This is a genomic window from Homoserinibacter sp. YIM 151385 (assembly GCF_027912415.1).
In the GTDB taxonomy this organism is placed as follows: Bacteria; Actinomycetota; Actinomycetes; order Actinomycetales; family Microbacteriaceae; genus Schumannella.
Genome location: NZ_CP115175.1, coordinates 2,355,686 through 2,367,686, shown reverse-complemented (window position 1 = coordinate 2,367,686; position 12,001 = coordinate 2,355,686). Strand labels below are relative to the sequence as shown.

The 12,001-nt window shown below is 73.7% G+C and carries 10 protein-coding genes; 3 read left to right on the top strand and 7 right to left on the bottom strand.

The genetic code is table 11. From position 1 onward, the window contains the following. Positions 1 to 13 precede the first annotated feature (13 nt). Genes OF852_RS11450 through OF852_RS11440 form a run of 3 tightly spaced genes read left to right on the top strand, consistent with a single transcriptional unit; the run spans position 14 to position 3,266 of the window. Complete coding sequence (locus tag OF852_RS11450) at positions 14 to 1,147, top strand: glycerate kinase (RefSeq protein ID WP_271119291.1); 1,134 nt, start codon at positions 14 to 16, stop codon at positions 1,145 to 1,147. A gap of 9 nt (positions 1,148 to 1,156) precedes the next feature. Beyond that, a complete protein-coding gene (locus OF852_RS11445) occupies positions 1,157 to 2,473 on the top strand; it encodes a hypothetical protein (protein ID WP_271119290.1) in 1,317 nt (438 codons plus the stop codon). A gap of 46 nt (positions 2,474 to 2,519) precedes the next feature. After that, complete coding sequence (locus OF852_RS11440) at positions 2,520 to 3,266, top strand: FadR/GntR family transcriptional regulator (RefSeq protein ID WP_271119289.1); 747 nt, start codon at positions 2,520 to 2,522, stop codon at positions 3,264 to 3,266. 15 nt (positions 3,267 to 3,281) lie between these two features. On the opposite strand, the gene OF852_RS11435 is transcribed toward OF852_RS11440, so the two are convergent. The 7 genes from OF852_RS11435 to OF852_RS11405 are packed head-to-tail and all read right to left on the bottom strand — an operon-like array spanning position 3,282 to position 11,962. Beyond that, on the bottom strand, positions 3,282 to 4,301 hold the full coding sequence (locus OF852_RS11435; RefSeq protein WP_271119288.1) for a mannonate dehydratase: 1,020 nt from the start codon (positions 4,299 to 4,301) through the stop codon (positions 3,282 to 3,284). Continuing rightward, on the bottom strand, positions 4,301 to 5,383 hold the full coding sequence (locus OF852_RS11430; RefSeq protein ID WP_271119287.1) for a glycoside hydrolase family 5 protein: 1,083 nt from the start codon (positions 5,381 to 5,383) through the stop codon (positions 4,301 to 4,303). Before OF852_RS11430 ends, OF852_RS11435 begins: the two co-directional genes overlap by 1 nt. Positions 5,384 to 5,433: 50 nt before the next feature. Further along, positions 5,434 to 6,186 (bottom strand): SDR family NAD(P)-dependent oxidoreductase, encoded by a 753-nt coding sequence (locus OF852_RS11425; protein WP_271119286.1) that lies wholly within the window; start codon positions 6,184 to 6,186, stop codon positions 5,434 to 5,436. Further along, on the bottom strand, positions 6,183 to 6,818 hold the full coding sequence (locus OF852_RS11420; RefSeq protein ID WP_271119285.1) for an RraA family protein: 636 nt from the start codon (positions 6,816 to 6,818) through the stop codon (positions 6,183 to 6,185). Before OF852_RS11420 ends, OF852_RS11425 begins: the two co-directional genes overlap by 4 nt. Before the next feature lie 20 nt (positions 6,819 to 6,838). Continuing rightward, positions 6,839 to 8,416 carry an alpha-L-arabinofuranosidase C-terminal domain-containing protein gene (locus OF852_RS11415; protein WP_271119284.1) on the bottom strand — a complete coding sequence of 526 codons (1,578 nt, stop codon included), beginning with the start codon at positions 8,414 to 8,416 and terminating at the stop codon, positions 6,839 to 6,841. A 31-nt stretch (positions 8,417 to 8,447) separates the two neighbouring features. Continuing rightward, positions 8,448 to 11,051, bottom strand: coding sequence for an ABC transporter ATP-binding protein/permease (locus tag OF852_RS11410; protein ID WP_271119283.1), 2,604 nt, complete (start codon positions 11,049 to 11,051; stop codon positions 8,448 to 8,450). Further along, the gene (locus OF852_RS11405) at positions 11,024 to 11,962 is read right to left on the bottom strand and encodes an ABC transporter permease (RefSeq protein ID WP_271119282.1); all 939 of its coding nucleotides are present in this window, start codon (positions 11,960 to 11,962) and stop codon (positions 11,024 to 11,026) included. Before OF852_RS11405 ends, OF852_RS11410 begins: the two co-directional genes overlap by 28 nt. Positions 11,963 to 12,001: the final 39 nt, after the last annotated feature.

The following is a 12,001-nucleotide window of genomic DNA, read 5'->3' as shown; positions in this document are numbered from 1 at the left end:
TAGGCTCGCGGATGTGACCTCCGGATCCCGTCGCATCGTCGTCGCCGTCGACAGCTTCAAGGGCACGATCGGCGCGCGGGCGGCGGCCGAGGCGATCCGGGAGGGCTGGCTCGCGACGCGGCCCGGCGACGAGGTCCGGCTCCGGCCGATGGCGGACGGGGGCGAGGGCACCCTCGAGACGGTCGCGGCATCCCTCCCCGAGGCGCGGCGGCGGCTCGTCGCCGTGCGCGGCCCGCTCGACGACACGGTCGAGGCGCCGCTGCTCGAGTTCGAGCAGGGGGGCCTGCGCACCGCCCTCGTGGAGCTCGCCGCGATCTGCGGCCTCGAGCGCTTCGCGCCGGGCGAGCCGGTGCCGGGCCTGCGCACGCACACGCTCGGGGTCGGCGAGATGCTCGCGGCCGCGCTCGATGGCGGGGTGGAGCGCCTCCTCGTCGCGCTCGGCGGCAGCAGCTCGACGGATGCCGGGACGGGCCTCCTGCGCGCGCTCGGCGCCCGGGTCCTCGACGAGGCGGGCCGGCCGGCGCCGCTCGGCGCCGCCGGCCTCCCCCGGATCGCGCGCATCGAGCTCGACGGCCTCCGCCCGCTCCCCTCGGGCGGCGTCGCGACGATCGCCGATGTCGACAGCCCGGCGACCGGCCCCAAGGGAGCCGCGCACGTCTTCGGGCCGCAGAAGGGGCTGACGCCGGGGGAGGTCCTGGCCGCCGACGCCGACATCGCGCGCATCGCCGGGCTGCTCGGGGTCGATCCGGCGGAGGCCGGCACGGGCGCCGCCGGGGCGGTCGGGCTGGGCCTGCGCGCCTGGGGCGCCGCGCGCGGACCCGGAGCGCGGACCGTCGCCGTCATCTCCGGGCTCGCGGAGGCGATGGCCGGCGCGGACCTCGTCATCACGGGCGAGGGCTCCTTCGACGCCCAGAGCGAGCGCGGCAAGGCGCCCGCGCTCGTCGCCGAGCTCGCGGACGCGGCGCGCGTCCCGGTCGCGCTCGTCGCGGGGCGGATCGCGAGCGAGGCGCAGACGGACCGCTTCCTCGCAGCCGTCTCGCTGACGGAGCTCGCCGGCGGCGGCGAAGCGGCGATGGCCGAGCCGGCCCGGCACCTCCGGGATGCCGGGGCCCTGCTGGCGGCAGGCTGGGTGGCCCCGGCGCTCTAGGCTCGAAGCATGCTCATGACCGGCTTCCGCGACCGCGCCGGGAGCCCGGCGGCGCGACTCGTCTCGGTGCTCTCCACCGCGGGCTTCGCGATCGCCGGCGGCAGCGGCGCCGCCTTCCTCCTCACGCTCGTCTCGCTCGTGATCGCGGAGGAGGCGCGGCCGGACGTCGCGGCCGCGCTCGACGCGGCGGGGCGCGCCGGCATCGGCATCACCTCCGTCGCGATCATCGCGGGGATCGCGATCGGCTGCGTGCTCCGCGGGCCGGCCGGCGTGCTCCGCACACGCCAGCTCGTCCGCGCCGCCGCGGAGGAGCCGGAGCGACCGGCCCCCGCGGCCGACCGGGCCCTGCTCGAGCGCGACGCGCATCCCTTCGGCATGTTCGTCGGCTTCAGCATCTTCTGGCTGTCGATCGGCGGGCTCGCGCTCCTGCTGATGCTGCTCGCCCTCGGGGAGGGCGCCGGCTCGGCCGTCGAGCCCAACGCGGAGGACGTGCCCTTCCTCATCGCGACCGCGGTGCTCGGCGGGCTGCTCGCCGCCGACGTGGTGGGGCTCATCGTGCTGCGGCGCGTCGTCGCCGCCTGGCGCGAGGAGGCCGCCCGCGCGCGCTGGGAGCCGGCCGCGCGCACCCGCGCCGCCGCCGCCGATGTCGCGCGCCGCCCGCCCGAGCGGGCCCGGACGCCGCGACCCGTCGAGCGCGCGCTCGGCCTCGTCGCCGACTGGTCGCGCCGGCTCTGCGGCGTCCTGCTGGGCCTCGGCGGCGCGGTCTTCATCCTCGGGGTGTTCATCCGACAGCCCGGCCGCTTCGCGGAACGACGGGAGTTCGACGAGACGGGGGATGCCGGCCTCGCGATCATCCAGACGGCCGCCGCCGTGCTCCTCGGCTCGGGTCTCGTGCTCCTCGTCATCTGGGTGCTGTCGGCGCTCGCGGCCGACTCGGCGAGGGTCCGCGCGCAGCTCGCGCACGCCGACGCGGGCACGGCATCACCCGAGTACGCGGAGATGCGGGCGGCGCTGCACGCAGACGCGCCGATGCTCCGCGTCGCCCACATCCTCCTCGGGCTCGGCGGCGGCGCGGCGCCGCTCCTGCTCCTGCTCCCCGTCTTCGCCGAGGTCGACTCGCTCGGGCTGCCGGGCTGGGCAGCGCCCGCCTCCCTCGCCGGTTTCGCGCTCGGGCTCGTCCTGCTGTGGATCACGCACGACCGGACGGCCGCGATCCGCACCCGGCTGCGGGCGGGCTGGGCGCCCGGCGACATCGATCCGCCGGCCCCCGCGAAGACGACTCGGCGGAGGAGGACGCGCATCCCCGCCTCCCTCTCGATCTTGTAGTCTGCGGGCACCCCGACGACCGCATCCCCGGAGGCGAGACCGACCCATGCCGCGTTCCATCAAGCGGGCCTCGCTCACCGAGCAGGCCTCCGAGGCGATCGTCGAGCTCATCGCGGAGCGCAACCTCAAGGCGGGCGACTCGCTCCCCGGCAGCGGCGAGCTGGCCGGGATGCTGGACGTCAGCGTGCCCGTCGTGCGCGAGGCCATGGCCGGGCTCGCCGCCATCGGACTGCTCGAGCGCCATCAGGGCCGTGAGAGCACGGTCGCCACCCCGGACTCCTCGCACCTGAGCCGGCTCTTCGCGCTGCGGGTCGCGGGCTCGGCGATCGACGACGAGCAGCTGCAGCGCTTCCGCGAGATCGTCGAGGTCGGCAACGCGCGCCTCGCGGCCCGCAACCGGACGCCCGAGTCGCTCGCCGCGATCGACGAGGCGATGACGGTGCTCGCGGGCGTCGAGAACGCCGACGACCTCCACCGCGCCGACGTCGCCTTCCACGCGGCGGTCGCGCAGGCCGCCGACAACGACCTCTGCCAGCTCGTGCTCGAGTCGCTCGAGCCGCTGCTGCAGCGCCTCCGCCGACGGGTCTGGGGCGGCTGGGTGGGTCAGGGCGGCGGCTTCGAGCCGATCGCCCAGGCGCACCGCCGGATCCTCGAGGCGATCCGCGAGGGCGACGAGGCGGGTGCGGGCGCCGCGATGACCGAGCACCTGGATCAGGCGCGCACGGGCCTCGAGGCCGCGATCCGCGACGGCGAGCAGCCGGTCGACCCGCGCGCGGGGTTCCCCGGCGCCTGAGCCGGGCGAGACCGCCTACGCCCCCACCGCGTCCATGAGCCCGCGGATGTAGCCGAGCGCGTGGAGCCGGCCGAGCGTCTCGTAGCCGGGGCGCGCGTTCGGCTCCCCTGCCATGGTCGGCACGTGATCGGGACGGAGCGGGCCGTCGAAGCCGATGTCGGCGAGCGCCCGCATGCACTCGGCCATGTCGAGGACGCCCTCGTCGTGGAAGGTCTCGACGAAGTCCTCCGCCGTCCCGCGGACGTTGCGGAAGTGCGAGAAGGCCACCCGCTCGCCGAACTCGCGGATGAGGCCCGGCACGTCGTCGGCCCCGGGCATGAGCGCGAAGTTGCCCTGGCAGAAGGTGACCCCGTTCGCCCGCGAGGGGTTGAGCGCGAGCAGCCGCCGGTACGCATCCGGCGTGCCCATGATGCGCGGCACGCCGCGCAGGCGCGGCAGCGGCGGGTCGTCGGGGTGCATGCCGAGCCGGACCCCGGCGCGCTCGGCGGTCGGGATGACGGCGTCGAGGAAGTAGGCGAGCGCCGCCCACAGGTCCTCGGCGGTCTCCGCGACCTCGACGTCGGGGTGGCCGCCGGCATCCGCGAGCCGGAAGGAGGTCACGCGGGCGCCCCCGCGGCCGACCGTCTCGATCGAGGTCCGCGACCAGGTCGCGATCGCCATCCAGTTGAAGCAGAGCACTCCGATGCCGAGGTTCCCCATCGCCTCGAGCTGCTGGATGACGGCGGCGATGTCCTCGTCCCGCCCCTCGCGGCCGAGGCGGATGCGGTCCATCGGCACGGTGTCCTCGATCGCGGCGACCCGGAACCCGGCGTCCGCGAAGATGCGCTGATCGCGCGCGATCGACGCCTCGCTCCAGGGGGCGGCATCCGTGCCGTCCGTCCCGCGGGTCCCCTCGCCGACGGCCGCGAACATCCGCTGCTCCTGCTCGGCGCCCTGCAGCAGGGCGACGACGTCGGTGACGCCCGCCTGCCGGATCAGGGACCAGAGCGGCTCCTCGGGTCGGGGCGAGAGGAACTCCGCGAGACGGATCGGCATCAGGCGCCGCGCAGGATGTCGGCGAGCGCGCGGTCGAGCTGGTGGCCGTGGAACTCCTCGGCCGCGGCGTCGGTGCGCCCCGTGTCGACGACGCCGAAGGGGCCGCGGAAGTTCCACATGGCGTAGCCGAGGCCGTACTCGTCGAGCAGCTCGACGACGTCCTTCGCGTACGCGAGGTAGACCTCGTGGGCGACCTTCGAGTACGCGCCCATCTCGCCGACGTGCACCTTGTACCCGGCCTCCGCGAGATCCAGGTACGGCTTCAGCAGCTCGCGGAGCGTCTCCTTGTCCCAGCGCTTCGCGTCGTCGCCCGTGAGCTCGCGCGTCGAGCCCGGCTTGAGGGTCGGCTGGTAGGGCCAGGTCGGCTCCTCGAGGTCCTGCGAGATCATGCCCTCCGTCCACGGGCACTCGTGGTGGGTGAGCGTCATCGGGTGGTAGAGGTGCACCGAGTTCACGACGTTGTCGCGGTGGGCGATGCTCGCGGGCGCGGGCTTGAGCGAGATCGAGGAGCCCTCCCAGACGAAGCTGCCCTCGACCTGGATGAGGCGGTGCGGGCTCGCGGCCTCGATCGCCTCGATCACGGGGGTGAAGACGCGCTCGAAGGTGGCGTCGTCGATGTTCATGGGCTCGTTGACGAGGTTGAAGCTCAGCGCCTCGCGCGGCACGTCGGCGTAGCGCTCGGCGAGGAAGCGCCACCACGTGATGAAGTCCTGCAGCTCCTCCTCGTCGGCGAAGAGGCTGCCCTTCTCCGGGGTGTCGAACTGCGAGGCGCTCGTGACGCAGTAGCCGGGGGCGCGGTGGAAGCCGGGCATGACGTGGATGCCGTACTGCTGGCCGAGCTCGATGGCGCGGTCGAGCAGGTGGAGGCGCTCGGGGTCGGGCGTGCGGGCGTACGGCCCGGTGCCGAGGTACATGTACGACATCGGGAGGCGCACGAAGTTGAAGCCGAGCTCCTTGATCATGACGAAGTCCTCCTCCGAGAACACGCCGTCGTCCATGGGGAAGAACTCCTTCCAGCGGACGCTCGTCGAGAAGAGGTCGAGGACGTTGAATCCGCGCCAGCGCGGGATGGGGGTGGGCATGGTGCTCCTTCGCATCGTGGTGGTGAGGTTCGGGGAGTGGTCGGTCGGGGTCAGTGGTCGAGGCCGTAGCGCAGCAGCGCCTGGCTGTAGCCGCCGTCGACGAGCAGCCGGGTGCCGGTCACGTAGCGGGAGGCCTCGGAGGCGAGGAAGAGGAGGGCGCCCACGAGGTCCTCGACCTCGCCGACGCGGCCGAGCGGGATCCAGGACTCGAAGCGCTCGCGCCCCATCTCCTCGATCACCTCGCGGTTGATGTCGGTCTCGATGGCGCCGGGCGCGATCGAGTTCACGCGGATGCCCTCGGGTGCGAGCTCGAGCGCCATCGTGCGGGTCGCGGCCTCGAGCCCCGCCTTCGAGGCGACGTAGGCGACGTTGCCCGCGTAGGGGACGTCGTCGTGGATGCTCGTGATCGAGACGACGGAGCGCCCGCGCCCGGCGCGCAGCAGCGGGAGCAGCGCGCGCGTGAGGAGCAGGGGCGCCGCGAGGTTCACCTCGAGCGTCCGCGAGAGCGCCGCGGCGTCGAGCTCGGCGAGCCGGGCGGGCAGCTCGACGCCCGCGTTGTTGACGAGCAGGTCGAGCCGGTCCGTCCGCCCCGCGACCGCCCGCGCGAGCTCCTCGACGCCCTCCGGCGTCGCGAGGTCGGCGACGAGCAGCCCCTCGGCCGCGGCGTGGGCGGGCGAGCCGTGCCGGAGCACGGTGACGCCCGCCGCCTCGAGCGCGTCGGCGAGGCCCGCGCCGATGCCGCGACTGCTGCCGGTGACGAGCGCGGTCGTCCCGGCGAGGTCGGGGAAGACGGGGGCGCTCACAGCACCCCGTAGGTGCGGAGCGCCTCGGTCGAGCTCATGCCCGCCTCGATGGCCTGGCGCACGGTGTTCTCGGTGCTCGCCTTCGCCAGCGCCCGCTCGATCACCTCGTCCTCGACTGCCGCTGGGATCACGATGACTCCGTCCAGGTCGCCGAAGATGAGGTCCCCCGGCTCGATCTCGACGTCGCCGATCCGGATGCGGCAGCGGTAGTCGAGCACCGATGCCCGCACCGCGGCGTCCTGGGCGTAGCCTCCCCGGCTGAACACCGGGAAGTCCTGCTCGAGCACACGCGGGGTATCCCGATGGTAGCCGTCGACGACGGCGCCGACCGCCCCCCGCTGGCGTGCCGTCGCGGTGAGGATCTCGCCCCACGCCGAGCACGGGACGGTCGCGTTCTGGGCGATGTAGACCTCCCCCGGCTCGAGCTGGTCGAGGGCCTCGGTGAGGCGCCCGAAGGGCACCCGCTGGGGGCCGACGACGTCGGCGACGAGCACGGGCATGGCCCGCCCGACGACGCGCGAGGTCTCGCGGATCCCGCGGATCTCGGGCGGCAGGAACTGCCGGCGGTAGCCGAGCTCGTCGAGGATGTCGCCGACGACGGGCGTGTAGAGCTGCTCGCGGATCGCGTCCATGCGCGACCGGCCCTCCCCGGTCATCGGGTGACCACCAGGACGCCGGCGGGCGGCACGGTCACGACGACGACGCCGTCCTCGACCTCGGCCGTCGCCTCGCGCAGGCGCAGCGTGTCGGGGTGGTCGAGGTCGTTCTGGCTCCACACGTCGGGGCCGTCGATCCAGCGCAGGCGCACCGGGCCGTCCTCCAGACCCTCGACCCGGACGCGCTGCGCCGCCTCCGGTTCGGCGTTGACGATGAAGACCGAGGCGGTGTCGCCGTCGCGGGCTGCGGCGGCCGTGATGACCTGGGCGGTCCGGCCGTTCTTGACCATGGGGCTGAGGAACAGGCTCTCCTGGAGACCCTCGAAGGCGGGAACCGCCATCTCCGGGCCCGAGACCGAGGTCGGCACGGTCGTGCCGCGCCCGTGGCGCTCGTAGAGCTGCGCGACGAGGTACGACACGGTCACGAAGAGCCGGTCGTCGCTCGTCTGGATGGGCGCGAGGCAGTTGACGAGGTGGCTGAGGATCGCGATCGGGATGCGATCCGCGTGCTCGAGCATCGCGTTGTAGACGCCCGCGAAGAAGGCCGCGTTGCCGAGCGGGTGGTTCGTCGAGAGGTGGTCGTCGAAGACGACCATGCGGTTCCACTCGTCGAAGGAGAGGTCGATGCGGTGCTCGGTCCCGGCGACCTCGTCGACCATGGCGGTCGTCGCGGTGAAGATCTCGTCGAGCAGCTGCGGCGAGGTGGTGAGCTGCCGGAGGTCGTCGAGGCTCTCGAGCGGCCGCTCGATCATGCCGGGGAAGTACCAGTGCACCGAGAGCAGGTCGATGTGCGCGGCCGCCTCCCGCAGCACGGCCTCGTTCCAGGCGCGCGCCGTGTGCCGGACCATGCCGCCCGCCTCCTCGTCGAAGAGGACCCCGCCGGAGGGGTGGACGGGGAGGCCGACGCCGACGAGCTTGATCGTCGGGTCGACGGCGCGCATCGCGGTCGCGAACTCGACGATGCGACGACCGTAGACATCCGGCTCGGAGTGCCCGAACTCGTGCGTGCCCCAGGTCTCGTTGCCGATCGACCACCAGGTCACGGGGCGCGGCGAGTGCCGGTCGATGTTCGTGTAGCGCACCCAGTCGGCGGCCTCCTCGGGGGTCCCGGTGCCGATGTTGACGACGAGGAACGGCTCCGCGTCGACGTCGAGGCAGTACTGGAGGAACTCGTCGGTGCCGAGCAGGTTCGGCTCGGGCGGGCCGATGAGCTGCGCGACGCCCTCGGGCGTGGAGGCGAAGGAGGAGCTGGTGCCGAAGCCGCCGATGCGCTGCGTGACGGTCGTCCAGAAGTTCTCCTCGACGAGCTTCCGCTCCGACTTCGGGCCGACGCCGTCGCGCCAGTGGTAGGTGTCGGAGAAGCAGCCGCCGGGGTAGCGGAGGGCGCGCACGCCCATGGCGGTCACGGCCGCCTTCGTGTCCGAGCGCGGGATGTCGCGGTCCTGATCCCAGATGCCGGGGGCGACGGTGCGGCCGAAGTGCTCGATCATCGCGCCGTAGATCATGGGCGAGATCGGCGAGCCGGTCCCGCCGCCGACCGTGACGGTGGCGGTGACGTCGTCGTGCGCTGCCATGCTGTTCCTCTTTCTCGTGATCGTGTGCTGCTCAGGCCCGGTCGGCGGCGAGGGCGGCACGGCGCCGCTCCCGTCGCTCGGCCTGGATGACGGGGTCGGGGTAGGGGGAGGCGTCCGCGAGGCGCTGGGTGTACGGCTCCCGCGGCCTCGCGGCCACCTCCTCGCTGTCGCCGACCTCGACGAGCGCGCCGTGCTGGATGACGGCGGTGCGGTCCGCGATGTGGCGGACGACGTCGAGGTCGTGCGAGATGAAGAGGTAGGCGACGCCGGTGCGCTGCTGCAGCTCGGCGAAGAGGTCGAGGACGCTCGACTGGGTCGAGAGGTCGAGCGCGCTGACCGCCTCGTCGCAGATGATGAGCCGCGGCGAGCGGGAGAGCGCGCGCGCGATCGCGACGCGCTGGCGCTGCCCGCCCGAGAACTCGCGTGCGCGCCGCCGGCCGGCGTCCTGCGGGAGGTGGACGGCATCCAGCAGTCCCCGCACACGCGAGAGCGCGTCGGCCCGCGTGACGCCCGGTTCGATGAGGAGCGGCTCGACGAGGATGTCCTCGACCGCCATCGCCGGGTTGAGCGAGCTGTACGGGTCCTGGAACACGACCTGGATGTCGGAGCTCAGGGTCCGGCGCGCGGTGCGGCCGGCGTGCGCGATGCTGCCGCCGTCCCAGCGGATGTCGCCCGCCGTGACGGGCGCGAGCCCCAGGATGGCGCGCCCGATGGTCGACTTGCCGGAACCCGACTCGCCGACGAGGCCGAGGGTCTCGCCCTGCCGGATCTCGAAGGAGACGTCCTTGACGGCGGTGAAGGCACGGCGGCCCGGATACGTGATCTCGAGGTCCACCGCCTCCAGGAGCACGGGCGCGCCCGAGAGGTCCTTCGGCGCCCGGGCCGCGAGGTGGGCGGGCGCCGCCGCGAGGAGCGCCGTCGTGTAGGCGTCCTCGGGCTCGGCGAAGACGCGCGCCGCGCTCGCGGACTCGAGCACCCGGCCGCCGCGCATGACGACCACGTCGTCGCAGATGTCGGCGACGACGCCGAAGTCGTGGGTGACGATGACGAGCGCGAGCTCGCGCTCGGCGATGAGCGAGCGGAGGAGGTCGAGGACCTCCGCCTGCACGGTCACGTCGAGGGCCGTGGTCGGCTCGTCGGCGATGATGAGCTTCGGGTCGCAGGAGACGGCGCCGGCGATGAGGACGCGCTGCGCCATGCCGCCCGAGATCTGGTGCGGGTAGCTGGCGAGCGTGCGGTCCGGGTCGACGATCCCGACGCGGACGAGCAGCTCGCGTGCCCGCGTGCGCGCCTCGGCCTTCGAGATGCCGAGGTGGCGCCGCATGGGCTCGATGAGCTGGCTGCCGATCGTGAAGCTCGGGTCGAGGTTCGACATCGGCTCCTGCGGGATGTAGCCGATCTCGCTGCCGCGGAGCTTCGCGACCTCGGCGGGCTGCAGCTGCACGAGGTCGCGCCCGGCGTAGCTCGCCGAGCCGCTCGTGACGGCGCCGCCCGCGGCGAGGAGCCCGAGCACGCCGAGCACCGACTGCGTCTTGCCGGAGCCGGACTCCCCGACGAGGCCGAGGACGCGTCCCGGCGCAACCGCGAAGCTCACGCCGTCGACGACGCGACGGTCCTCGCCGTCGATGCGGTACTCGATCACGAGGTCGCGCACGTCGAGCAGGGCGCCGCTCGCGATCGGCGAGGCGGGCGCCGTCGCGACCTCGGCGGTGCGGCGCACGGCGCGGCGCGGCCGCCGCGTCGGCACCGCGCCGTCGCTGATGAGGTCGCGGCCGACCGAGGCGAGCAGGATGAGGCAGAGCACCGTGAGGGTGATGAGGATCGCGGGCGGCCAGATGAGGAACGGCGCGTTGTAGATGTCCTTGAAGGCCTCGCCGAGGGAGGCGCCCCAGCTCGCGGCGCCGGTCTCCCCGATCCCGATGAAGCCGAGCCCGGCCTGCACGATGAGCGCGACGCCGAAGATGAAGCCGGTCTGGATGAGCGCGACCGGCAGCACGACGCCGAGGATGTGGCGGCCCATGATCGAGAGGTCGCGGATGCCGGAGACCTTCGCCGCGTCGATGTAGAGCTCGCGCCGCACGTCGAGCACGGCCGCCCGCACCGGCCGGAACATGGCCGGCACCATGAGCACGCCGAACACGGTCATGACGGCGACCGGGTTCGAGCCGATCAGCACGGAGATCGCGAGGAGCGCGACGATCGCGGGCAGCGACTGGATGAGGTTCGAGAGCCAGGTCGCCGCGGAATCGAGGAGCCCGCCGTAGTAGCCGGCCGCGAGCCCGAGCGGCACGCCGAGCAGGAAGGTCACGGCCGTGCCGGTGAGTCCGGCGAGGAGCGTCGTCTGCCCGCCCCAGAGGAGGCGGCTGAGCACGTCGCGGCCCGAGGAGTCGGTGCCGAGCGGGTGCCCGTCGCCGGGCGGCTGCCGGACGGCGCCGACATCCGCGAAGCCGGGCGCGGGGAGGCCGAGGAGCGGCGCGATCGCGACGGCGACGACGATCGCGAGGAGCACGACGGCGGGGATGAGCATGCCGGGCGTGCGGAGCAGGCGCCGCAGCGGCGAGCGGCGGGGCCGGGCGGCCGCCGCGGTCGCGATGGAGACGGTGTCGGTCACGAGCGCACCTTCGGGTTCAGCCACGCGTAGGCGAGGTCCATGAGCAGGTTCACGACGACGACCGCGATCACGACCGTGATGACGGCGCCCTGGATGACGGGCTGGTCGCCGCGGGTCGCCGCGCCGACGGTGAGGGCGCCGATGCCGGGCAGCGCGAACATGTACTCGATCACGACCGCGCCGCTGAGCAGCCCGATGAACTGGAGCGAGAGCACCGTGAGCGCGACGGGCGCGGAGTTGCGGAGCACGTGCTTGAGGTAGATGGAGCCGGCGCCGAGCCCGCGTCCGCGGAGGGTGCGGACGTAGTCGAGCTGGAGCGTCTCGATCGCGGCATTGCGCGTCTGCTGGGCGACGGCGGCGGTCGCGGCGACCGCGAGCGCGATGACCGGCAGCACCATCGACCTCCCCCAGGCGGCCGGGTCGTCGTCGAAGTCGACCCAGCCGGTCGCCGGGAGGAGCCGCAGGTTCAGCGCGAGCACCGTGAGGAGCACGATCGCGACGATGAAGTTCGGGATCGCGAAGCCGAGGACCGCGAAGGGCTGGATCAGGCTGTCGACGACCCCGCGGCGGGAGGCGGCCCAGAGGCCGAGCGAGATCCCGAGGACGCCGGCGACGAGCACGGCGGCGATCGTGATCGAGAGGGTCACGGGGAGGCGGTCGGCGATGGAGCCCGCGACCGCCTGGTTCGTGAACCAGGAGGCGCCGAGGTCGCCCGTGACGGCCTTCGTGACCCAGCTCCAGAATGCGGGGAGCACATCCTGATCGAGGCCGAGCTCGATGCGCTTCTGCGCGACCTGCTCCTCGGAGGCGCTGACGCCGAGGATCGCGCGGGCGGGGTCGCCGGGGGTGATCCAGGTGAGCGCGAAGGAGATGAAGGACACGAGCGCGATGAGCACGGCCGCGGCGCCGACGCGCTTGAGCAGGAATGCGAGCATGAGGTCTCCCGGGTGGGAGGAGGGGCGTCGCCGCCCCTC